Source organism: Brevirhabdus sp. (assembly GCF_052826345.1).
In genome coordinates, this window is the sequence record NZ_JBRBUA010000028.1 from 22,669 (window position 1) to 46,697 (window position 24,029).

The 24,029-nt window shown below is 67.7% G+C and carries 17 protein-coding genes; 6 read left to right on the plus strand and 11 right to left on the minus strand.

Going from position 1 to position 24,029, the window contains the following annotated elements:
• Nucleotides 1-7 precede the first annotated feature (7 nt).
• The 4 genes from ACU0BR_RS04225 to ACU0BR_RS04240 form a co-directional block, all read right to left on the minus strand.
• Nucleotides 8-613, minus strand: a complete 606-nt coding sequence (locus ACU0BR_RS04225) for a winged helix DNA-binding protein (protein ID WP_446155601.1) — start codon at nucleotides 611-613, stop codon at nucleotides 8-10.
• Nucleotides 610-1,914 (minus strand): TRAP transporter large permease, encoded by a 1,305-nt coding sequence (locus ACU0BR_RS04230; protein ID WP_446155602.1) that lies wholly within the window; start codon nucleotides 1,912-1,914, stop codon nucleotides 610-612. The genes ACU0BR_RS04225 and ACU0BR_RS04230 overlap by 4 nt, the downstream gene beginning before the upstream one ends.
• Complete coding sequence (locus tag ACU0BR_RS04235) at nucleotides 1,914-2,465, minus strand: TRAP transporter small permease (RefSeq protein ID WP_446155603.1); 552 nt, start codon at nucleotides 2,463-2,465, stop codon at nucleotides 1,914-1,916. The genes ACU0BR_RS04230 and ACU0BR_RS04235 overlap by 1 nt, the downstream gene beginning before the upstream one ends.
• A gap of 63 nt (nucleotides 2,466-2,528) precedes the next feature.
• The gene (locus tag ACU0BR_RS04240; RefSeq protein ID WP_446155604.1) at nucleotides 2,529-3,512 is read right to left on the minus strand and encodes a TRAP transporter substrate-binding protein; all 984 of its coding nucleotides are present in this window, start codon (nucleotides 3,510-3,512) and stop codon (nucleotides 2,529-2,531) included.
• A gap of 155 nt (nucleotides 3,513-3,667) precedes the next feature.
• Here ACU0BR_RS04240 and ACU0BR_RS04245 point away from each other — a divergent pair, with 155 nt between their 5' ends.
• Entirely contained in the window at nucleotides 3,668-7,333 is a 3,666-nt protein-coding gene (locus ACU0BR_RS04245; RefSeq protein WP_446155605.1) for a hydantoinase B/oxoprolinase family protein, read from the plus strand.
• Nucleotides 7,334-7,415: 82 nt separating this feature from the next.
• Here the strand turns inward: ACU0BR_RS04245 and ACU0BR_RS04250 are convergent, their stop codons facing one another.
• From ACU0BR_RS04250 to ACU0BR_RS04280, 7 genes are all read right to left on the minus strand, one after another.
• Nucleotides 7,416-7,757: a hypothetical protein gene (locus ACU0BR_RS04250; RefSeq protein ID WP_446155606.1), complete on the minus strand. Its 342-nt coding sequence runs from the start codon at nucleotides 7,755-7,757 to the stop codon at nucleotides 7,416-7,418.
• Nucleotides 7,758-7,769: 12 nt separating this feature from the next.
• Nucleotides 7,770-8,462 carry a hypothetical protein gene (locus tag ACU0BR_RS04255; RefSeq protein WP_446155607.1) on the minus strand — a complete coding sequence of 231 codons (693 nt, stop codon included), beginning with the start codon at nucleotides 8,460-8,462 and terminating at the stop codon, nucleotides 7,770-7,772.
• Between the two features lie 77 nt (nucleotides 8,463-8,539).
• A complete protein-coding gene (locus tag ACU0BR_RS04260) occupies nucleotides 8,540-9,955 on the minus strand; it encodes an APC family permease (RefSeq protein ID WP_446155608.1) in 1,416 nt (471 codons plus the stop codon).
• On the minus strand, nucleotides 9,948-10,133 hold the full coding sequence (locus ACU0BR_RS04265) for a hypothetical protein (RefSeq protein ID WP_446155609.1): 186 nt from the start codon (nucleotides 10,131-10,133) through the stop codon (nucleotides 9,948-9,950). Before ACU0BR_RS04265 ends, ACU0BR_RS04260 begins: the two co-directional genes overlap by 8 nt.
• Before the next feature lie 13 nt (nucleotides 10,134-10,146).
• Nucleotides 10,147-10,527 carry a hypothetical protein gene (locus tag ACU0BR_RS04270; protein ID WP_446155610.1) on the minus strand — a complete coding sequence of 127 codons (381 nt, stop codon included), beginning with the start codon at nucleotides 10,525-10,527 and terminating at the stop codon, nucleotides 10,147-10,149.
• Nucleotides 10,528-10,539: 12 nt separating this feature from the next.
• On the minus strand, nucleotides 10,540-10,830 hold the full coding sequence (locus ACU0BR_RS04275) for a hypothetical protein (protein ID WP_446155611.1): 291 nt from the start codon (nucleotides 10,828-10,830) through the stop codon (nucleotides 10,540-10,542).
• Nucleotides 10,831-10,948: 118 nt separating this feature from the next.
• Nucleotides 10,949-11,767 (minus strand): hydroxypyruvate isomerase family protein, encoded by an 819-nt coding sequence (locus ACU0BR_RS04280; RefSeq protein ID WP_446155612.1) that lies wholly within the window; start codon nucleotides 11,765-11,767, stop codon nucleotides 10,949-10,951.
• 357 nt (nucleotides 11,768-12,124) lie between these two features.
• Between ACU0BR_RS04280 and malQ the strand changes: the two genes are divergently transcribed.
• The 5 genes from malQ (at nucleotide 12,125) to glgX (ending at nucleotide 24,006) form a co-directional block, all read left to right on the plus strand.
• Entirely contained in the window at nucleotides 12,125-13,978 is a 1,854-nt protein-coding gene (gene malQ / locus ACU0BR_RS04285) for a 4-alpha-glucanotransferase (protein WP_446155613.1), read from the plus strand.
• 412 nt (nucleotides 13,979-14,390) lie between these two features.
• Entirely contained in the window at nucleotides 14,391-16,406 is a 2,016-nt protein-coding gene (locus ACU0BR_RS04290; RefSeq protein ID WP_446155614.1) for an alpha-1,4-glucan--maltose-1-phosphate maltosyltransferase, read from the plus strand.
• Nucleotides 16,407-16,414: 8 nt separating this feature from the next.
• On the plus strand, nucleotides 16,415-19,708 hold the full coding sequence (gene treS / locus ACU0BR_RS04295) for a maltose alpha-D-glucosyltransferase (RefSeq protein ID WP_446155615.1): 3,294 nt from the start codon (nucleotides 16,415-16,417) through the stop codon (nucleotides 19,706-19,708).
• Nucleotides 19,708-21,924: a 1,4-alpha-glucan branching protein GlgB gene (gene glgB / locus ACU0BR_RS04300; RefSeq protein WP_446155616.1), complete on the plus strand. Its 2,217-nt coding sequence runs from the start codon at nucleotides 19,708-19,710 to the stop codon at nucleotides 21,922-21,924. The genes treS and glgB overlap by 1 nt, the downstream gene beginning before the upstream one ends.
• A 3-nt stretch (nucleotides 21,925-21,927) precedes the next feature.
• Nucleotides 21,928-24,006: a glycogen debranching protein GlgX gene (gene glgX, locus ACU0BR_RS04305; RefSeq protein ID WP_446155617.1), complete on the plus strand. Its 2,079-nt coding sequence runs from the start codon at nucleotides 21,928-21,930 to the stop codon at nucleotides 24,004-24,006.
• Nucleotides 24,007-24,029 lie beyond the last annotated feature (23 nt).

Below are 24,029 nucleotides of genomic sequence, written 5' to 3' on the forward strand. Positions count from 1 at the left end.
CGCGGGCCTAAAGCGTGGCGGCCGACCGCGCCGCCTGATCGTAGGTGCCCGATAGCGCGCGCATCAGGGCGGCCAGCCGCGAAATCTCTGCCGGGTCCAGCCCCGAGGCCTTGGCGCCGCGCACCAGCAGCGCCTCCCTCACCTCGGCGTAGCGGGCGCAAAGCGCCGCGCCCTCGGCGGTGGCGGAGACGGTCTTTTCCTTGCCGTGGCGGCCGGTGACGATCAGCGCGCGTTCGGCCAGCTTGCGCAGCGCGTAGTTGACGACATGCGTGTCCTCCATGTTCAGGACAAGGCAGATCTCGGCCAGGGTCTTGGCCCGCGCGCGATGGTGCACCAGATGCAGCACCTGCACCTCCAGCGGGGTCATGCCGGGCGCGCCCGCCGCCGCCATGCAGCGGGTTTTCCAGCGCTGGAAGGCGTTGTTGGCCATGGTCTGGGCGAATTCCATCTCCGACAGTTCCGGCATGGCCGAGGCGGCGAGATGCGCCGAGCTGACCACCGGCCCCACGCCCGTCTCGCCTGTGTTGCCCGTGTCGGTGCCCGCGTCGGGGCCCATGTTGGGGCCCGTGTTGGGGCCCGTGTCGTCCCCGGCCCGCTTGCCGCCGCCGCTCATCGGTTCAGCATCGTGCCGGGCAGCCACAGCGCCAGCTGCGGAAAGGCCGACAAGATCGCCACCGCCAGCACCAAAAGCCCGAAGAACGGCGCGGCGTGGCGCGCGATGGTAAAGATGTCGCGCCCGGTGATCGTCTGCAGCACGAACAGGTTGAAGCCGACGGGCGGGGTGATCTGGCTCATCTCGACGACCAGCACCAGAAAGACGCCGAACCAGATCGGGTCGATGCCCGCCTGCATCACCATCGGCAGGATGATCGACACGGTCAGCACCACGATGGAAATGCCGTCCAGAAACATGCCCATGATGATGAAGAACACCGTCAGCGCCGCCAGCAGCGCATAGGGCGACAGCCCCATCTGCGCGATTCCCGCCGCCAGCCCCCGTGGAATGCCGGTATAGCCCATCGCCACCGTCAGAAACGCGGCCCCCGCCAGGATGAAGCTGATCATGCAGGTCGTCACCGTCGCCGCGCGCAGGCTATCCCAGACCCCGCGCAGGGGCATCGCGCCGGTGGCCAGCGCCAGGATCAGCGCGCCCAGCACGCCGATCACCGCCGCCTCGGTCGGCGAGGCGACGCCTGCATAGATCGAGCCGATCACAGCCACGATCAGCCCGATCACCGGCAACAGCCGCGCGGCGGCGCTCAGGCTCTCCGACAGGGAGGTCGCGGGCTCGGCGGCGGGCATCCGGTCGCGGTGCATCAGCGACCACAGCATGATGTATCCCGAAAACAGCCCCGCCAGCAGCAGCCCCGGCACCACCCCGGCCAGAAACAGCCGCGCGATGGATTGCTCGGTCGCGGCGCCATAGACGATCAGGATGATCGACGGCGGGATCAGAAAGCCGAAGGTGCCCGATCCGGCCAGCGTGCCGATCACCATCGCCTCGTCATAGCCGCGGGCGCGCAGCTCGGGGATCGACATCCGGCCCACCGTGGCCGTCGTCGCCGCCGAGGAACCCGAGACCGCCGCGAACAGCGCGCAGCCCATCACGTTGACATGCAACAGCCGCCCCGGCAGCCGCGCGGTAAAGGGCGCAAGCCCAGTGAACATGTCCGACGACAGCCGCGAGCGGACGAGGATTTCGCCCATCCAGATGAACATCGGCAGCGCGGTCAGATCCCAGACCGTCAGCCCGCCCCAGACCTTGGTGGCAAAGACCAGCGTGATCGGCGCCGAGGACGCGGCGGCCATCGCCACCAGCCCCACCGCGATCAGCGCGAAGCCCACCCACAGCCCGGCCGCCAGCGTGCCGAACAGCACGACCAGCAGCAGCGGCGCGAGGGTCGCGATATCCATCAGCCGTTCGCCTCCTTCGCCTTTTCGGCGGCCACGAAGGCCGGGGTGCCGCCGCGCAGCAGACATAGCGTCGCGTCCAGCAGCGCCAGGCACAGCAGCGCCAGTCCCAGCGTCATCGCCCCCTGCGGTGCCCAGAGCGGCACCCGCACCATGCCGAAGCTGACCGAACCGAAGGACCAGCTGTCCCAGGCCTGCAAGCCGCTCGACCAGGTAGCGAAGCCCGCCAGCGCCGCCGCGCTCAGCGCCGTGATCGCGCCCAGCCCGCGCGCCGCCCGGTCGGGCAACGCGCGCGTCAGCAGGCTGACACGGACGTGATCGCCCTTGTTCAGCGTGCCCGCCAGCCCCAGAAACACCGCGCCCAGAAACAGAAAGCCGCCGATTTCGGCCAGCGACGGCACGGTGATCCCCGGCGGCGCGGCCCCCAGCGCGCGGGCCGCGCGATCGATCAGCCGTCCCGCGACCTGCACCAGAACCAGCACGGCGATCGCGGCGAAGGCAAGCGCGGCCAGCGCAAGCGCGCCGTCATAAATTCGGTCGAGGGTGCGGCGCATCGGAACCTCTGGCGACAGGAAAAAAGAGGTGGGGGGGCGCCGTCGCGCGCCCCCGATCAGGCCCTAGTTCAGGGAATTGCGATAGGCGTCGACGACTTTCGCGCCCTCGTCACCGGCCTCTTTCAGCCATTCCTGGGTCATGGTGTCGCCGATCTTGGTCAGTTCGTCGGACAGTTTGGCGGAGGGTTCCATCACCTGCATGCCGTTTTCCTTGAGCGTGGCGACCTTGGCGTCGGTTTCCGCGCGCGACATTTCCCAGCCGCGGGTCTCGGCCTTGGCGGCGGCGTCCATCAGGGCCTTGCGCTGATCCTCGGACAGACCGTCAAGCGCGCCGGTGTTCACGATCACCATGTTCTTGGGCAGCCAGGCCTGCGTGTCGGTATAGACCTTGGTGAAATCCCAGGCCTGGCTCGACACCCCCGTCGACGGAGAGGTGATCATCGCGGCCACGCGCCCGGTGGCGAAAGCGGTCGGAATATCGCCGGTTTCGATCTGCGTGGGAACGGCGCCCATCAGCTGCGCCAGACGCTCGGTCGCGGTGTTATAGGCCCTGAACGAGGCGCCCTTCAGATCGGCGGTGCTGTTGATCGGTTCCTGCGAATAAAGGCTTTGGCCCGGCCAGGGCACGGCGAAAAGCAGCGTCAGACCCTGATCGGCCAGCTTTTGTTCCACCAGCGGGCGCGAGGCCTGCCACAGCTTTTCCGCCTCATCATAGGACGACGCCAGAAAGGGCACGGAATCGATGCCGAAGATCGGGTTTTCGTTGGCCAGACGCGACATGAGCGTCTCTCCGATGGGGGCCAGGCCGCGGCGCACGGCATCCTTGATCTCGGGGTGGGCGAACAGCGATCCGGCCGAATGCACGGTGATTTCCAGCCCGCCGTCGGTGGCGGCGCTTACGTCCTTGGCGAATTCCTGCACGTTTTGCGTGTGGAACACCGCATCGCCATAGGGCGTGGGCATGTCCCAGGTTTCGGCCAGCGCGGGCAGGGCCAGCGCGACGCTGGCGAAAGCGGCCGTCAGCGAGGTATTGCGAAGAAAGCTCATGGTTGAATTCCCTGTCGTTGTGGTGAACGGCCTGCCCCCTTGTGGGGATCTGCGCCGGGTTGGCGGTAAAGTCAACTTGACCAGACGTTTGCAGTTTGTCAACGTTTTGCGAATGTTACGCCACACGGGCAGCAGCACGGGCAGGAGGATGTGCAATGACGGATCGGGCAGGGGCACAGGCGACGGCTCGGCAGGCGGCACAACACTCCGGGCGGTGGGATTTCTGGATCGACCGTGGCGGCACCTTCACCGATGTGATCGGCCGCGCGCCCGATGGGGCGCTGACGGCGTCCAAGCTGCTGTCGGAAAACCCCGGCGTCTACGACGATGCCGCGATCGAGGGCATCCGGCGGATGCTGGGCGTGGACGCAGGCGGCACCATCCCCCCCGAGCGCGTGGGGACCGTGCGCATGGGCACCACCGTCGCCACCAATGCGCTGCTGGAACGCAAGGGCGACCGCACGCTGCTGCTGATCACCCGCGGGTTCCGGGACGCGCTGCGCATCGCCTATCAGGACCGGCCCGACATCTTCGCCAAGGAAATCATCCTGCCCGAACAGCTGTATGACCGGGTGATCGAGGTGGACGAACGCGTCCGCGCCGACGGCACGGTGGAACGCGCGCTGGATGCGGACAGCGCGAAACAGGCTCTGCGTCAGGCGAAATCCGACGGAATCGACGCGGTGGCCATCGTGCTGATGCACGCCTGGACTGCCCCCGCCCACGAAAAGGCGTTGGCCCGCGCGGCGGCCGAGGCCGGGTTTTCCCAGATCTCCGTCAGCCATGAGGTCTCGCCCTTGATCAAGCTGGTCGGGCGCGGCGACACCACGGTCGTCGATGCCTATCTGACGCCGATCCTGTCGCGCTATGTCGATCGGGTCGCGGGCGCGCTTGGTGCCACCCCGCCCGATCAGGACGGTCCGACGCTGCAATTCATGATGTCCTCGGGCGGGCTGACCGCCGCCGACCGTTTCAAGGGGCGCGACGCCATCCTGTCGGGGCCCGCGGGCGGCGTGGTCGGCATGGCGCGCACCGGCCAGATCGCGGGGCACGACCGGGTCATCGGCTTTGACATGGGCGGCACCTCCACCGATGTCGCGCATTTCGACGGCCAGTTCGAGCGCGCCTTCGAAACCCAGGTCGCGGGTGTGCGGATGCGCGCGCCGATGTTGCGCGTGCATACGGTCGCGGCGGGCGGCGGATCGGTGCTGCATGCCGACCCCGGCCGCTTTCGCATCGGGCCCGACAGCGCGGGCGCCCACCCCGGCCCCGCCTGCTATCGCAACGGCGGCCCGCTGACGGTGACCGACGCCAACGTCATGCTGGGCAAGCTCAACCCCGCCTATTTCCCCGCCCTCTTCGGCCCCGGGCAGGATCAGCCGCTCGACCGCGAGACCGTCGCCGCGAAATTCGCCGAGATCGCCGCGCGCGAAGGCAAATCCGCCGAGGATGTGGCCGAGGGGTTCTTGCGCATCGCGGTCGAAAACATGGCCAACGCGATCAAGAAGATCAGCGTGCAACGCGGCCATGACGTCACGCGCTATCTGCTCAACGCCTTTGGCGGCGCGGGCGGGCAGCACGCCTGCCTGGTGGCCGATGCGCTTGGCATGACAAAAGTGCTGATCCACCCGCTTTCGGGCCTGCTTTCGGCCTATGGCATCGGTCTGGCGCGCGTCACGGAATCGCGCCAACAGGGGCTGGAGCTGACCCTGGAGGACGGGCGCCTCGCCCCGGTCGAACAGGCGCTGTCGCGGCTGGGCGATGAGGTGCGCGCGGCGCTGCGGGCCCAGGGCGTGGCCGCGGAGGGCACGGAAATGGCGCACCGGCTGCACCTGCGCTATCGCGGCACCGACACCGCGCTGCCGGTCATCTGGCAGGGCGATGCCGTCGCCGCCCGCGCCGCGTTCGAGCGCGCGCATCAGGCCGAATTCGGCTTTACCGACCCCGAGGCGCCCCTGATCGTCGAGGCCGCCGAGGTCGAGGGTCAGGCCGCCGCCCCCGCCGCCGACCCCGAACCCCCGGCCACCCCCGAGCGCGCGCCCGCCGAGGTGCAGGATCATGTGCGGCTCTATTCCGGGGGGAAATGGCATGACGCGGCGGTGGTGCACCGCGCCGCTCTGTCGCCGGGACGGCATGTTGCAGGCCCCGCCCTGATCATCGAGGCCAACCAGACCGTGGTGATCGAACCCGGATGGCAGGCCGAGATCAGCGCCCACGACCACATCATGATGACCCGCGCGCAGGCGGCCGCGCGCGCCCATGCCGTCGGCACCCAGGCCGATCCGATCCTGCTGGAGGTGTTTAACAACCTCTTCATGAACATCGCCGAACAGATGGGCGTCGCGCTGCAAAAGACCGCGCGGTCGGTCAACATCAAGGAACGGCTGGATTTTTCCTGCGCCGTTTTCGATGCGACCGGCGCGCTGGTGGCCAATGCGCCGCATATGCCGGTGCACCTGGGCTCGATGGACCGCTCGGTCGAGACGGTGATCCGGCTGAACGCGGGCGCGGTCAAGCCGGGCGACGTCTTCGCGCTGAACGCGCCCTACAACGGCGGCACGCATCTGCCCGACATCACCGTGGTCACCCCCGTTTTCGACGATGCACAGGCAGAGATCCTGTTCTGGGTCGCCTCGCGCGGGCATCACGCCGATGTGGGCGGCGTCGCGCCCGGGTCCATGACGCCGCGCGCCACCAGGGTCGACGAAGAGGGCGTGCTGATCGACAACTTCCGCCTGGTCGAGGCCGACCGCTTCCGCGAAGCGGCTCTGCGCAAGGTTCTGACCGATCACCCCTATCCCTGCCGCAACCCCGATGAAAACGTGGCCGACCTCAAGGCCCAGGTGGCCGCCAACGCGCGCGGCGCGGCCGAGCTGCGGCGCATGATCGAAGGGTTCGGGCTGGAGGTGGTGCAAGCCTACATGGGCCACGTCCAGGACAACGCCGCCGCCGAGGTGGCGCGCATGATCGGCAGGCTCTCGGACGGGGAATATGCCTACCCCACCGACACGGGCCAGGTCATCCGGGTGAAGATCTCGGTCGACCGGCAGGCGGACACGGCGCTGGTGGATTTCACCGGCACCTCACCGGCAGAGGCCAACAATTTCAACGCGCCCGAACCGGTGACCCGCGCGGCGGTGCTCTACGTCTTTCGCGTGATGGTCGAGGCGCCGATCCCGATGAACGCGGGCTGCCTGCGCCCGGTCACCATCCGCGTGCCCGAAGGCTCGATGCTGGCGCCGAAATACCCCGCCGCCGTGGTCGCGGGCAATGTGGAAACCAGCCAGCACGTCACCAACGCGCTGTTCGGCGCGCTGGGGGCCATTTCCAACAGCGAAGGCACGATGAACAACCTGACCTTCGGCAATGCGCGGCATCAATATTACGAAACCATCTGTTCCGGCAGTCCGGCGGGGCGGATGAACAGCGGCCAGGGCTTTGCGGGCACCGACGGGGTGCATGTGCATATGACGAATTCGCGCCTCACCGACCCCGAAATCCTGGAATTGCGCTACCCCGTGGTGCTGGAACATTTCGGCATCGACGCAGGCTCGGGCGGCCGCGGGAAATGGGCGGCGGGCGATGGCACCACGCGGCGCATCCGCTTTCTCGAAGACATGGATCTGGCGATTCTGGCCTCACACCGCCGCAGCGCCCCGCAGGGGCTGGCGGGGGGCGCCGAGGGCCGCAAGGGGCGCACCGAAATCACCCGCGGCGACGGCACGTGCGAGGTGCTGAACCACGCCGATCAGACGACCGTGTCGGCGGGCGATCGCGTGACCATCACCACCCCCACCGCGGGCGGTTTCGGCACGCCGTGACCGGCGGCTTCTTTTCGGCAAAAATACTCGAAAATCCCTGCCTCAGACCCTGAAACGGGTCTGAGGCAAGGGCTTAGCCGCCTTAGCCGCCCTGGCCGCCGCGCCGGTGCTGCCAGACCTCGGCGCGGATGCGCGCGGTCTTGTAGGCGTCGAAAATCGCCATCGCATAGACGAAAAGCCCGCCCGCCAGCTTGCCCACCACCGACACGTCGGGCGCCGCGGTTTTCAGCGTGTAGCCGCCCAGCAGCAGCATGAAGAACAGGAACACCAGCCCGCGCACCGGCTGGCGGTTCAGCACCTGCCCGGTGCCGGGCAGCACCAGCGCCGCGGCCAGCACCAGATAGGGGTTGGCGGGGCGGCGCGTCACGGCGGCGCCAGTTGTCTTGGGGCCCGTCTTTTCGGGCTTCATTGTCTTGGCGGTCATTGGGGCTCCGGGTCAGGCGGACAGGCTTTGCGGGCGGCTTGCGGCATCCATGTCGGCATGCAGCGCGAGCACCCGGTCCAGCACCGGGCGCAGCCGGTCGGCGGGCAGGGGCGCGGCACCCATCTCGCAATCGCGAAAGATCAGATAGCGGGTGCGCGCGGCCTCTTCGGCCAGAAACACCAGCCGCACCCCCTTGGGCGAGACGATCATCTCCTTCATGCGGGGGTCGTCGAACAGCGCCAGGTGGTCGCGCAGCGGGGCCTGCGGCGGCAGGGCCGCGCGGTCGTCGGTGCGGATGGTGCAATCCTCGGGGAAACCGGGGGGCGGGGCGATCTGGTCGGGCAGCCGGTCGAAATTCGAAAACGGCTCCACCCCCATCGGGCGGATCATCAGGTCGAGCGTGCCGCGCAGGGGCAGCGGCCGGGGCAGGGTCACCAGCACCCAAAGCGCGGGCAATTTGCGGAAGGTCAGCGTGTCGGGCACGACCTGCACGTCGAAGACCTGCCCGCCGTAACGCCCCGACAGGCGCGGAAACCCGCTGGGCGCCAGGGCGCGGCGCGGGGCGTGAAACAGCGCCGCGCAATCGTCCAGATAGGCCGCGCGGCCGTCGCGGCGCGCGGGCGTGGACCGCCACAGCGCAGCCTGCAGCCTGGCAATGCCATAGCCCAGCAGGACAAGGATCGCACCAAGGGCCAGCTTTTCCATGATTACCGCCGTTTAAGGGTCTGTGAAAGGGGATCGGCCCGCCATCGCGGGCGGGCCGACCGGGATTGATGTGCCGCTCAATAGCCCTGCGGCCGCGGCCAGGGCATGGTGAACTGCGCCGCCCGCCGCACGAAGCGGTAGCGCCAGAAATGGAACCACAGCGAGACGACGATATAAAAGGCGATCATCGCCACCAGCTGCGTGCCATAGCCCAGGAACACCGCGAAATAGGTGACGCCGCACAGGGTCAGCAGCACCAGCGCGGGCACCGGGTGGAACGGGTGTTCATAGCCGCGCTTGATCGTGTCGAGCGGCCATTTCCGCCGGAACAGGATCACATTGATCGGCATGAAGGTGTATTCCAGCAGCCCCGACAGGATCGAGAAGGTGATCACCTGATCCAGCGGCGCCCCCAGCGCAAAGATCAGCGCGATCGGCACCAGAAAGATGATCGAGCGGTAGGGGGTCTTGTACTTGGGATGCACCGCGCCGAACCACGACGGCAGGTAGTGATCGCGCCCCATCGCGAACCAGGCGCGCGAGGCATCGTTGATGCAACCGTTGGCCGAGGCCAGCGTGGCGAACAGCGTGCCGATCCCCAGCAGCACCATCAGCCAGGTCGACCCCGACATCCGCGCCGCGTCGAACAGCGGCACACCGGCCTGCCCCAGATATTCCCCGGGCATCAACCCGACGCTGACATACCAGGTCAGCGTCGCCGCGATCAGCAGCGTCATGATCCCCGCCAGCGTGCCGAAAGGCAGCGAGCGCGCGGGCGAGCGGACCTCTTCGGCGGCCTGGGTCGTGCCTTCGATGCCCAGATAGTACCACAGGCCGAAATGCATCGCCGCCAGCACCCCCAGCCAGCCGTAGGGCAGGTCGGTGATCAGCTCCGCGTGGCGCAGCGGGCTGTCGCCGAACAGCGGCGAGGTCGCCAGGAACAGGATGATGATCGCCGAGAAGGCGATCGCCGTGATCACCAGGCTGAAGGTCAGCGTGGCCAGCACGCCGCGATAGTTCAGCCAGGCCAGGAACATGATCGCCAGGATGATGAACGGCCTCTGGTCCAGCCCGTCATGCCCCGACATCACCGCCACCGTATCGATCAGGAACCCCACGGTGATGGCATTCGCCGCCTCCAGCATCGTATAGGCGAAAACCAGGTAGAGACCCACGTTGAAGGCCATAAGCGGCCCGACGATATGCTTGGCCTGGGTATATTGCCCGCCCGCCGCGGCGACGGTCGATGTGACCTCGCTGTCGATCATGGCGACGCAGGTGTACAGGATCCCCGCGAACCAGCAGGCGATCAGCGCCGCATAGGCCCCGCCCTTGCCGACGGCAAAGTTCCAGCCCATGTATTCGCCCACAAGCACGATGCCCACGCCAAGCGCCCAGATATGCGCAGGCCCCAGCACGCGGGCCAGCCCGACCTGGGTGCCCTTGGGGCCCATGCCGTCCATCTCCTTGGATGTGATATCGACGTCAGACATTGGGGCCGTCCTCCAGCCGGTGTTCCTCGGTCATCGCTTCCAGCTCGCCTTCGCGCGATGAGGTCAGCATTTCCTCGGAATAGGTACTGTCGGTCTTGAGCCAGTCGAAGATGATGAAAAGCCCAAAGCCCGCCGCCGCGATCCATGCCGCATATTCAAGCAAAGTCCAGATTGCCACTGTCCCGCCCCCCTCAGTTGCCGTCGAATTTTTCGGAAATCACGTCGCGATATTCCTTTTCGGAAAACCGCAGCATGATGACGTAATAGCCGACCACCACGACGACCATCACCAGCAGGCTGAAGATCGAAAAGGAATAGTCGAACCGCCCGGTGATCAGCTCCGCCGCGGATTCGGGCGTGGCATAGCCAAGCTGGTTCCACTTCTCGACCATCGTGGCATTCTGGCCCAGGCTTTCCCAGGTGGGATTGTCCTGCGGGTTGGCGGTATGCGCGCTGCCCGCCAGGCCCAGCCACAGCGGGATGTAAAGCGCGCCGATGGCCAGCACCAGCAACACGATCACATCGACGATCTGGCCCAGCTTGCTTTGCACGGGGGGAATGTAGTTTGCCATGTCCGCGCCCCCTCAGCGATTTTTCAGCGCACGGGCGGCATCGAGGAACTTGATGTCCAGCCCGTACATGAAATCGCGGTCCTCGCGGTAATGGCGCAGCATGGCCATGATCGCGGCGGTGTTGAAGATCAACACGATCGTCCCGCCCGTCAGCAGCACCAGCCGCGCCGTGGGATTGGGGGCCAGCGACCAGGTGGCCCAGGCGACAAAACCGATCGCCAGCCAAAGGCCGATGACGAAAGCCCATGCGACGGTGACATCCCGCCTGTGCATGGATTCAATTCTACTGGATAACTCCGACATTTTTGTCCTCCCGTTATTTTTATAGGCGGAAACAGCATCGGGGGCGTATTCGCAGCAGGTGCTGTTTTCTGTCCGTAAACTTTTTTTTTCATCAGGAAACATCGTCTTAAATTTTCTGTCAAGAGTTATGGCGGGCGGCGGCGCTCCTTTCGGTGGCATCCCCGCGCGCGGCGCGCAGCCAGCCGAGCGTCGCGTCAGTCGCCGCGCCGCCGTTGTATTCCGCGCCCAGCGGCTGGTCCCAGTCGATCCGGGCCAGCGTGTCGAAAAGCTGCCCATAGTCCAGATCGCCGTGGTCGGGCGCGCCCCGGTCGGGGACGGAGGCGATCTGCACATGGCCTATCAGATCGCGCAGATCCCGCAGCCTGCCGCAGGCGTCGCCCTCGGTGCGCTGCACGTGATAGCAGTCGAACATCAACTTCAGGTTGGGGTGGCCAAGGCTCTCTATCAGGGCCCGGGCCTGCCGGGTGTCGCGCAGGAAATAGGCGGGGACGTCGTGAGGGTTGAGCGGCTCGATCAGGACCGTCAGCCCCAGCGGCGCGGCCAAGGTGCAGGCATACTCCAGCGCATCGGCAAAGCTGCGCGCTGCTGCCCCCTCCGCCGCCTCCTGCGCAGGGGGGCGTCCGGCCATCACATGCACGCAGCGCGCCCCGATGCGCGCGGCATAATCCGTCGCCTGCCGGATCGCGGCGCGGGCATCGGCCTCTCGTCCCGGCAGGGCGGACAGCCCGAACTCCCCCGCCTCCGGCGCGCCGGGGCTTGTGTTCAGGCTGATCATCGTCATTCCGCTGCGGCTGAGGGCCTGCGCGATGGATGCGGCGTCATGGGCATAGGGCCAATGACACTCGACCGCGTCGAACCCCGCCCCGGCAGCCGCCTCGATGGCCTCGGGCAGGGGCCGGTCCGTCCAGAGCATCCCGAGGTTCGCCGAAAACCGCATGTTCACCATCCCTTGTTGCACCCGCGATGCGCAGGGATCTAGCAGCATACCGCCCGCCGCGACACCCGGCGCGTCAGGACCGGAGCCGGGACAGGCGGGGCAGGACAGGGGGGCGGGGACGCAGGATCGGGGCTTTCATTCCCGCCGTTCTGTCGGCATGGATCGGACACGGCGGCGCCCCTGCGCGCGGCAAGGAGCAGCAGGGAGCGGCAGGGACGGAACCGCCGCCGCCTGCCCGCGTTTTGCCGACGACAGCCGCAGGGGACCGGAACGGATGGCGGCGCAGAAGGGGGACATCGGGATGACACACAGAACCACGCGCGCCGCGCCGCATGGGCCCGTCGGTGAGGTCGCCGCATGAGCACGCTGGACCGGCTGGCCGAGATGCACGGCATTCCCGAGACCTATCGCGACGCGCATGACACGCTGCGCGAGGTGCCGCAGGGCACCCGCGCCGCGATACTGGCCGCGATGGGCCTCGACCCTGCGGCGCCGGACGCACCCTGCGACGCCCCGCCCGACCGGGCGCTGGCGGCCCCCGAGGATCGCTGCTTTCTGCCGCCGGATCTGCAAAGGGCGCCGGGCTGGGGGCTGTTCTGCCAGCTTTATGAACTGCGCTCCGCGCGCAACTGGGGCATCGGCGATTTCGCCGATCTCGCCGCGCTCGCAGATATCGCGGGGCGGCGGGGGGCCGATTTTCTCGGGGTGAACCCGCTGCACGCGCTGTTCCTCGCCGCGCCGGAACGGTGCAGCCCCTTCGCGCCCTCGCACCGCAGTTTTCTCAATCCGCTCTATATCGCGGTGGATGAGGTGCCGGGCCATGCCGCGCCCGCGCCCGAAAGGCTGGCGGCGGCACGGGCGGGCGACCGGGTCGATTACCCGGCCGTCGCGGCGCTGAAGCTGGCCTCGCTGCGCGCCGCTTTCGACCGCAGGCCCTTTGCCGACGCCGAGGCGCGGCGCGATCACGACGACTGGGTCGCGGGGCGCGGCGACGGGCTGCGCCGCCACGCGCTGTTCGAGACGATCTCGGCCCGCATGGTCGCCCTGGGCCACGGCGCGGGCTGGATGTCCTGGCCCGGGGAATGGCGCGACCCCGACGGCGCCCGCGCCCGCGCGCTGGCCGGGGAGGCGCCGCGCGACATCGCCTTTTACCAGTGGCTGCAATGGGTCGCGGACCGGCAGCTCGCCCATGCGCAGGCCGTGGCGCTGGGGGCGGGAATGCGCGTGGGCCTCTACCTTGACCTCGCGGTGGGCGAGGCGCCCGACGGCTCCGCCGGCTGGGGCGGGGCGCACATGCTGCGGGGCCTGCGCATCGGCGCGCCCCCCGATCTGTTCCAGAGCGAGGGCCAGGACTGGGGCCTTGCCGCGCCGTCCCCCGCCGCGCTGGAGGCGCAGGATTTCGCCCCCTTCCGCGACATGATCCGGGCGCAGCTGGATCACGCCGGAGCGCTGCGCATCGACCACGCCATGGCGCTGTGGCAGCTGTTCCTGATCCCCGACGGCAAGCGCGCGCCCGATGGCGGATACCTGCGCTATCCCGCCCGCGCGTTGCTGCGGGTGCTGGCGGAGGAATCGCACCGCGCCCGCGCCCTGATCGTGGGCGAGGATCTGGGCTCCGTGCCCGATGGTTTCCGCGAGGTGATGGCGCAGGCGCGCATCCTGTCCTATCGCCTGCTCTATTTCGAGCAGGACGCGCAGGGCTTCCTGCCTGCGCAGGCCTACCCGGCAGAGGCGCTGGCCTGTCTGTCCACGCATGACCTGCCGACGCTGGCCGACTGGTGGCAAGCGCGCGACATCGCGCTGCGGCTGGAACACGGGCTGGTCGATGCGGCGACCACCCGCCGACACGAGCGCGACCGGGCGCGCGAACGCGGCGACCTGCTGCGCGCCCTGCGCGAGGCCGGGCTGATCGGCGACGGCCCGCGCGAGACCGACCCGCAGCTGCCGCCGGGCGTGGCGCTGGCCGCGCATCTTTTCGCGGGGGGCGCGCCTTCGGTGCTGGTGGCGGTGCGGCTGGCCGATCTGGCGGGGCCGCAGGCCCCGACCAACCTGCCCGGCACATCCGAGCAATACCCCAACTGGCAACTGCGCAGCCCCACCCCGCTCGAGGTGCTTGAGACGCTGCCGGGGTTCAGCGAAACGGCGCGGCGCCTGTCGGAACTGCGCCCGCGCGGCCAGGGCGGCAGGCCGACGCCCGCACGGATCGGATAGCAGGTCGGGGTCGCCCCCCTCGTTTGCCCCCCTTTGCGGCCGATACGGCTGCCGGGCGGCGCGGTTGCGGCTTCTTCTGGTTGAAAATATCCACGCGCTGACGGATGCTTCGACAGCGGCCGGTCCGATATTTCAGGCGACCTGCGGAACCTCTGGCGGTTCACATCGTTTCTTAAGGAGCGCGGGAAGGTGGCGACGGGGGCACGCCTTCGGCCGGGATACGCGTCACGATCTCTTGTCCTCCGCCACATTATTGCAGGGGAACCGCGCCGCGCGGGCATAGTGAATGAAATCTCCTAAATCGACCCGAGACACAGGCCGCGCGACGGCACAGGCCAAGGCCCGCTCGAAGATCGCGTCCGAGACTGCTTCCGAGACTGCGGCGCGCACGGCTGGGTCCGCGAAGGGCACCGTGCCGAAGGACATCGCGGCGCTGGCCGCCGCGCGCATCGCCATCGAAGGGGTGGAACCCGAGATCGACGGCGGCCGCTTCGCCGCGCGCGCCGTGGCGGGCCGTGCCCTGGTGATCGAGGCGGACGCCTTTTCGGACGGGCACGACGTGATCCGCGTGGCGGTGCAATATGGCCCCGCGCAGGCGCGGCGCTGGCAGGAAACCGAGATGCGCTTCGTCGTCAACGACCGCTGGCGGACCAGCGTGACGTTCGACACGCCGGGCGCGCATGGCTTCACCCTGGTGGCATGGCGCGACCTCTTCGGCGCCTGGCACCGCGACACCGCCAAGAAGATCGCCGCCGGTCAGCCCGTCGCCCTGGAGGCCGAGGAGGGCCGCCAGCTGGTCGAGCAGGCGCTCGGCGCCGCGGACACGTCCGGCAAATCCAGATCCGGGTCCGCGAAAGCCGGTCCTGACGCGTCCGACCGCGCGGCGCTGGAGGATCTGGCGCGGCGGTTGAACATTGCCGACACCGACGCGCGGATCGACGCGCTCATGAGCGACGCGACGCTGGCGCTGATGCACCGCGCGGGGCCGCGCGCCAATGTCACCACCTACGCGAAAAAGCTGCCGGTGATGGTCGACCGCGAGGCGGCGGCCTTCTCGGCCTGGTACGAGCTTTTGCCCCGCTCGCAGGGCGAGGACGGGCGGCACGGCACCTTTCACGATGTGATCGACAAGCTGCCCTACGTGCGCGATCTGGGGTTCGACGTGCTTTACTTTCCGCCGATCCACCCGATCGGGCGCATCAACCGCAAGGGGCGCAACAACACGCTGACCCCCGCGCCCGACGATCCCGGCAGCCCCTATGCCATCGGCTCCGACGAGGGGGGGCACAAGGCGGTGCACCCCGAGCTGGGCACGATTGAAGATTTCGACCGGCTGGTCGCCGAGGCCAATGCCCAGGGGCTGGAGATCGCGCTCGATTTCGCGATCCAGTGCTCGCCCGACCACCCCTGGATCAAGGCGCATCCCGAATGGTTCGATTGGCGCCCCGACGGCACCATCAAATTCGCCGAGAACCCGCCCAAGAAGTATGAGGATATCGTCAACGTCCACTTCTACCGCGACGCCATCCCCGACCTGTGGTTCGAGCTGCGCGACACCGTGCTCTACTGGGTGGATCACGGGGTGAAGATCTTTCGCGTCGACAACCCCCACACCAAGCCTTTCCCGTTCTGGGAATGGATGATCGGAGAGGTGCGCGCCCGCCACCCCGACACGGTTTTCCTGGCCGAGGCCTTCACCCGGCCCAAGGTCATGCGCAGGTTGGCGAAGGTGGGGTTCAACCAGTCCTATTCCTACTTCACCTGGCGCAACACCAAGGCGGAGCTGACGGAATATCTGACCGAGCTGACGACGAGCGAGAGCCGCCATTACATGCGGCCGAATTTCTTCGTCAACACGCCCGACATCAACCCCTACTTCCTGCAGACCTCGGGGCGGCCGGGGTTCCGCACGCGGCTGGTGCTGGCGGCGGGGCTGGGCGGCAACTACGGCGTCTACAACGGCTATGAGATCTGCGAGGCCGCGCCCGTCCCGGGGAAGGAGGAATACCTCGACAGCGAGAAATATCAGCTGCGCCAGTGGGATTTCGACCAGCCGGGCCACATCAAGGACGACATCCGCCTGATGAACCGGATTCGGCAGGCGCATCCGGCGATGCGCGATTTCACCAACCTGCGCTTCTACCGCGCCGATCACCCGCAGGTGCTGGCCTTCGGGCGGATGGACGAGGCCACGGGCAGCTACCTTCTGTTCCACGTCAACCTCGATCCGTTCAATGCCTGCGATTTCACCTTGGAGGTGCCGCTGTGGGAGTTCGGCCTGCCCGACGACGCCTCGATCGAGGTGCAGGACGCGATCCACGGCAACCATTTCACCTGGCACGGCAAGACGCAGTGGCTGCACCTCGACCCGCATGAGCGCCCCTATGCCATCTGGCGGCTGCTGCCGCCGGGGGGGCTGCGCGCATGAAGGACGACATGGACAAGAAAGAAGACGGCTTGGACCGCAGCAAACGCGATTGGTACAAGGATGCGCTGATCTACCAGGTGCATGTGAAGGCCTATCAGGACAGCAACGGCGACGGCATCGGCGATTTCAAGGGGCTGATGCAGCGGCTGGACCATGTGCAGGACCTGGGCGCGACGGCGATCTGGCTGCTGCCCTTCTATCCCTCTCCGCTGCGCGACGACGGCTATGACATCGCCGAATACAAGGCGATCAACCCGCAATACGGCGACATGGACGATTTCCGCGCCTTCGTGGAGGAAGCCCACCGCCGCGGGCTGCGCGTCATCACCGAGCTGGTGATAAACCACACCTCGGACCAGCACGAATGGTTCCAGCGCGCGCGCAACGCCCCCGCGGGCAGCCCCGAGCGGGATTTCTACGTCTGGTCCGACGACGACAGCCGGTTTTCCGAGACGCGGATCATCTTCACCGATACCGAGACCTCGAACTGGGCCTGGGACCCGGTGGCCAAGCAATATTACTGGCACCGCTTCTTCAGCCATCAGCCGGATCTGAACTTCGACAACCCCAAGGTGATGGAAGAGGTGCTGAACGTCATGCATTTCTGGCTGGACATGGGCGTCGACGGGCTGCGGCTGGACGCGATCCCCTATCTGGTGGAGCGCGACGGCACCAACAACGAGAACCTGCCCGAAACCCATGAGGTGCTGAAGGCGATCCGGGCGGATCTGGACAGGCACTACCCCGACCGGATGCTGCTGGCGGAGGCCAACCAGTGGCCCGAGGACACGCGCCCCTATTTCGGCGAGGGCGACGAGTGCCACATGGGGTTCCACTTTCCGCTGATGCCGCGCATGTACATGGCCGTGGCGCAGGAAGACCGCCACCCGATCACCGACATCATCCGTCAGACGCCAGAGATCCCCGAGGATTGCCAATGGGCGATCTTCCTGCGCAACCATGACGAGCTGACGCTGGAAATGGTCACCGACAAGGAACGCGACTACCTGTGGGAGACCTACGCCGCCGACAAGCGCGCACGGATCAACGTCGGCATCCGCCGCCGTCTGGCCCCGCTGATGCAGAACGACCGCCGCAAGATCGAGCTGCTGAATTTCCTGCTGATGTCGATGCCCGGCACGCCGATCCTCTATTACGGGGACGAGATCGGCATGGGCGATAACTATTACCTCGGCGACCGGGACGGGGTGCGCACCCCGATGCAATGGTCGCCCGACCGCAACGGCGGCTTTTCCCGCGCCAATCCGCAGCAGCTGTACCTGCCCGCGATCCAGGATGTGATCCACGGGTTCCAGGCGGTGAACGTGGAATCGCAGCAGACCGACCCGTCGTCGCTGCTCAACTGGATCAAGCGGATGATCGCGGTGCGCCAGAACCACGACGTGTTCGGCCGAGGCGAGATGAAGCTGCTCTACCCGTCGAATCGCAAGGTTCTGGTCTATGTGCGCGAGCATGAGGGCGAGGCGGTGCTGTGCGTGGCCAACCTGTCGCGATCCGCGCAAGCGGTGGAGATCGACCTGTCGGACTATCGCGGCCGCGCCCCGGTGGAGCTGACGGGACATTCGCATTTCCCCGCGGTGGGCGATCTGCCTTACCAGATCACCCTGCCGGCCTATGGGTTCTACTGGTTCATACTGGCCGACGAGGGGCAGGCGCCGCAGTGGTCGGCGGCCACGCAGCAGGTCCTGCCGGAATTTCTGACCCTGACCACCCGCGACGGGCGGCTCGGCACCGCGCTTTCGGGGCGCGAGGGGCGGCAGCTGTTGCAGGAGACGCTGCCGAAATTCCTGCCGTTGCAGCGCTGGTTCGCCAGCAAGGATCGTCGCATCACCGGCATTTCCATGCGCCAGCTGGCCGAGCTGGGCGAGGGCGGTGCCTATGCGCTGTCGGAACTGTCGGTCGAGGTCGAGGGCGCCGGGACGCAGCGCTATCTGCTGCCGCTGTCGGCCCGCTGGGGCGAGGACAACCTGAGCTTCGGCGCGCCGTCGCTGGGCGCGACCATCGCCAAGCTGCGCTCGGGTCCGCGGGTGGGGGCGCTGGTCGACGGGACCGCCGATGGCGAGATGGCGCAGACCCTGCTGGAGGCGCTGAGATCGGACGCGCGCGCCGGTTCCGCCGCCGGGGGCGTCGTCTTCCGCGGCACCGACCGGCTGCGCGGCATCGAGGAGCCGGGCAGCCCGCGCCTGCTGGCGGTGGAGCAATCCAACGCCTCCATCGCCTTTGGCGACCGGATCATCCTCAAGGTCTATCGCCGGTTGCGCAGCGGCGTGCAGCCCGACGTGGAGGTCGCGCGTTTCCTGACCGAGGTGGCGCGGTTCGAACACACGCCCGCGCTGCTGGGCGAGGTGTCCTTCCTCGAGGACGGCCAGGCGCCGACCTCGCTTGCCGCGGCGTTCGAATATGTGGCCAACCAGGGCGACGCCTGGGCCGCGCTGACCGATGCGCTCGACCGCGATCTGGAACAATTTGAGCTGCTGCCCCAGCCCGCCGAGGACGAGGAGGCCCCTGAACCGCCCGCCTACGCCTACCGGCTGGACATGGGCGCTATCCTGGGCACCCGCACGGCGGAATTGCACCGCGCGCTGGCCACGCCCACCGACGATCCCGATTTCGCGACCGAGCAGATCACCGCGCAGGATCTGGAAGGCTGGGCCGATGAGGTCGAGGCCGAAACCGCGCAGATGCTGGCCGCGCTGGAACGCAATGTGGCCGGGCTGGATGAGGACGCGCGGGCGGCGGCGCGTGCGGTGCTGGACCGCGCCGACGCGCTGAAGGCGCGCGCGGGCGCGATCCGCGGCATGACCCCTTCGGGGCGGCGGTCGCGCATTCACGGCGATTACCACCTGGGGCAGGTGCTGACGGTGCAGAACGACGTGTCGATCATCGATTTCGAGGGCGAGCCCAAGCGCACGCTGGAGGAACGCCGCGCCAAATCGTCGCCGCTGCGCGATGTGGCGGGGATGCTGCGCTCGCTCGATTACGCGGCATGGTCGGCGCTGAACCACCGGGTCGGCATGGGTGCCGACCGCGCGCGGCTGGTGCCGCGCGTCGAGGCCTGGCGCCGGATGGCGGTCGCGCAGTTCATGGCCGCCTACCGCGACAGCATCGAGGGCGTCGCGAGCTATCCGCAGGACCCGGCATTCGAGGCCGCGCTGCTGGACCACTTCCTGATCCAGAAGGCCGTCTATGAGGTGGGCTACGAGCTTTCGAGCCGTCCCGCCTGGGCGGGCATCCCGCTCAACGGGCTTTTGGGTGTTATCGAAAAAGAAGGCGAAAACTGATGGGCAAGAACGACACTCCCGCCACCGCTCTGCCGGGGCCCGAGGCGGTCGAGGCGATCATCCGCGGCCGCCACGGCGATCCGTTCGCGGTGCTCGGGCTGCATGTGCAGGGCAGGGGCGCGCCGCTGATCAACGTCTTCGCGCCGGAGGCCGCCGAGGTGCATGTGCTGGACGACAGGACCGGCAAGGATCTGGGCGCGCTCGACCGGCTGAGCGCCGAGGGCTTCTTCTCCGGCAAGATCGCGGGCAAGCGCGGGCGCTTCGCCTACCGGCTGCGGCTGCGGGCGGGCGACCAGCAGTGGGAGCGCCGCGACGCCTACGCCTATCCGCCGGTGCTGGGCGAGATGGACGAATATTTCATGGCGGAGGGGCGCCACGAGGAGCTGTACCACCGTCTGGGTGCGCATCCCGCGCAGGTCGAGGGCGTGCCCGGCACCGCCTTTGCCGTCTGGGCGCCCAACGCGCGCCGGGTCAGCGTGGTGGGCCATTTCAACGCCTGGGACGGGCGCCGCCACCCGATGCGCAGGCGCGCGGGCGGCGGGTTGTGGGAGTTGTTCCTCCCCGACATCGGGCCGGGCGAGCTTTACAAGTTCGAGCTCGTCGGCGCCCAGGGCGAGACGCTGCCGCTGAAGGCCGACCCGCTCGCCTTTGCGCAGGAACCCGCACCCGGCACCGCCTCCATCGTCACCGGGTTGCCGCACCATGACTGGGCCGACCGCGACTGGATCGAGACCCGCGCCGAGGCGCAATCGCGCAATGCGCCCGTGTCGATCTACGAGGTGCATCTGAACAGCTGGCGCCGGGGCGAGGGCGACAGCGTGCTCGATTACCGCACCGCCGCACGGCAGCTCGCGGATTACGCGCTCGACATGGGGTTCACCCATATCGAGTTGCTGCCGATCAGCGAACATCCCTTCACCGGGTCCTGGGGCTATCAGCCCATCGGCATGTTCGCCCCCACCAGCCGCCACGGCCGCCCCGAGGATTTCGCGGCCTTCGTCGATACGCTGCACGCCGCCGGTGTGGGGGTGATCGTCGACTGGGTGCCCGCGCATTTCCCGTCGGATGCGCACGGGCTGGTGCGGTTCGACGGCACCGCGCTTTATGAGCATGAGGACCCCCGGCTGGGGTTCCACAAGGACTGGAACACGCTGATCTACAATTTCGGCCGCAACGAGGTGGCGAATTTCCTGCGCGCCAGCGCGCTCTACTGGATCGACCAGTACCATGTCGACGCGCTGCGCGTGGATGCGGTCGCCTCGATGCTGTATCTCGATTATTCGCGCAACGCGGGGGAATGGGTGCCCAATCGTCACGGCGGCCGCGAAAACCTGGAAGCCATCGATTTCCTGCGCGGCACCAATGCGCAGGTGGCGGCGCGCCACGCGGGCGCGGTCACGATCGCCGAGGAAAGCACCGCCTTTCCCGGCGTCAGCCGCCCGGTGGATCAGGGCGGGCTCGGGTTCAACTTCAAGTGGAACATGGGCTGGATGCACGACACGCTGGAATACATGCAGACCGATCCGCTTTACCGTCAGTACCACCACGACAAGATGACCTTCGGCATCCACTACGCCTATTCGGAGGATTTCGTGCTGCCGCTGAGCCACGATGAGGTGGTGCACGGCAAGGGATCGCTGCTGGGCAAGATGCCGGGCGACCGCTGGCAGAAATTCGCGAACTTGCGGGCCTATTTCGGCTTCATGTGGACCCATCCCGGCAAGAAGCTGCTGTTCATGGGCGGCGAGTTCGCGCAGGAGCGCGAATGGAACCACGACCGCAGCCTGGATTGGCACCTGCTGGACGATGACGCGCACAGCGGCATCCAGAAGCTGGTGCGCGATCTGAACCGCGTCTACCGCGATACGCCCGCGCTGCACCGTCACGATTGCGATCCGCAGGGGTTCGAGTGGATCGACGGCGGCGACGTGCAGGGAAATGTGTTCGTCTACCTGCGCCGCGGGAACGAACACGACCGTCCCGTCGTTGTCGTCTGCAACATGGCCCCCGTGGTGCGCGACGAATACCGCGTCGCGCTGCCGCAGGACGGCCAGTGGCGAGAACTTCTGAACACCGACGCCGCGGTCTACGGCGGCTCCAATGTCGGCAACGCGGGCAGCTTCCGCGCCAGCGGGCAGGAACATCTGGGCCGCCCCGCGTCCGTTTCCCTGACACTGCCGCCGCTGGCGTGCCTCATCCTTGCACCGGATATGTAGACCATGAATAAATCTGAGCATCTCCCCCAACCCGGGTCGCAGTTTCCTCTCGGGGCCCATTGGGATGGCTCGGGCGTCAACTTCGCCCTGTTTTCGGCCAATGCCACCAAGGTGGAGCTGTGCCTGTTCGACGAGAAGGGGCGGCGCGAGATCGACCGCATCGCCCTGCCGGAATACACCCATGAGGTCTGGCACGGGTATTTCCCGCGCGTGCGGCCGGGTCAGCGCTACGGCTACCGGGTACATGGCCCCTACGCGCCCGAGGCGGGGCACCGCTTCAACCCGGCCAAGCTGCTGCTCGATCCCTACGCGCTGGCGCTGAAGGGCAACCTGCGCTGGCACGATGCGCTGTTCGGCTACAAGATCGGGCATGAAAAGCAGGATTTCGCGATCGACCGGCGCGATTCGGCCTTCGTGATGCCCAAATGCGTGGTGGTGGACCCCGCGCATACCTGGGGCGGCGACATCCGCCCCGATGTGCCCTGGTCGCAATCGGTGATCTACGAGGCGCATGTCAAGGGCATGACCGCGCGCCATCCCGACCTGTCGGAACGCATCCGCGGCACCTTCGAGGGGCTGGCCGATCCGCGCGTCATCGACCATCTGGTCAAGCTCGGCGTGACGGCGGTGGAACTGCTGCCGACGCAGGCGTTCTTCGACGACCGCTATCTGGTGGAAAAGGGGCTGACGAACTTCTGGGGTTACAACACGCTGGGCTTTTTCGCCCCCGCGCCGCGTTTCCTGACCGACGGCGGCAGCATCCATGAGTTCAAGCTGATGGTCCGCCGCCTGCACGAAGCGGGGATCGAGGTTATCATGGATGTGGTCTACAACCACACCGCCGAGGGCAACCACCTGGGCCCGACGCTTTCGTTCCGGGGCATCGACAATGCCAGCTACTACACACTGGCCGACGATCCGCGCTATTACTTCGACACCACCGGGTGCGGTAACTCGCTGAACCTGCGGCACACGCGGGTGTTGCAGATGGTCATGGACAGCCTGCGCTACTGGGTGGAGGAGTGCCACGTCGACGGGTTCCGCTTCGATCTGGCCTCGACGCTGGGACGCGAACGCGACCGTTTCGACATGCACGCCGTCTTTCTGGAGGCCACGCGCCAGGACCCGGTGCTGAGCCGCGTCAAGCTGATCGCCGAGCCCTGGGACACCGGGCCCGACGGCTATCAGGTCGGCAATTTTCCTCCGGGCTGGGCGGAATGGAACGACCGCTACCGCGACACCACCCGCGCCTTCTGGAAGGGCGACGCGGGCACCGCCGCCGATCTGGCGGGCGGGCTGCTGGGGTCTGCCGACAGGTTCGAGAAACAGGGCCGCCGTCCCTGGGCCAGCGTCAATTTCGTCACCGCCCACGACGGGTTCACCCTGATGGATCTGGTCAGCTACAACGACAAGCACAACGAGGCCAACGGCGAGGACAACAACGACGGCCATTCGCACAACCTCAGCTGGAACTGCGGCGCCGAGGGGGAAACCGACGACGCGGCGATCATCGCGCTGCGCGACCGTCAGCGGCGCAACATCATGACGACCCTGTTGATGTCGCAGGGCCTGCCGATGATCCTGTCGGGCGATGAGATCGGCCGCAGCCAGGGCGGCAACAACAACAGCTATTGCCAGGACAGCGAGATGAACTGGCTGCAATGGGAGGATCTGGACGAGCGGCAGACCTCGTTCCGGGAATTCACCTCGCGGCTGATCGAGATCCGCCACGCCCACCCGCTGCTGCGCGCGGAACGCTTCCTGCACGCCGACGGCACCCCCGTGCGCGCCCGCTGGCGGCGCCCGGACGGCGAGGAAATGCAGCCCGAGGACTGGGACAATTCGGAAACCCGCGCGCTGGTGCTGCATCTGGAACGCGAGGGCGAGACGCTGCTGCTGATGTTCAACGCGGCACATGAGCCGGTGACCTTCAGCCTGCCGGAGCCGCTGGCGAGCGGCTGGATGCTGCTGGTCGACACGGCCGAGGGGCTGGCCGCCCCGCATGGCGCGGGCGTGCAGCAGGACGGCCCCGTCGAGATGCCCGAGCGCAGCATGCGGGTGATGACCAGCGTGGCGGCCTGAGCAATGAAACCCGGCGCGGCAGG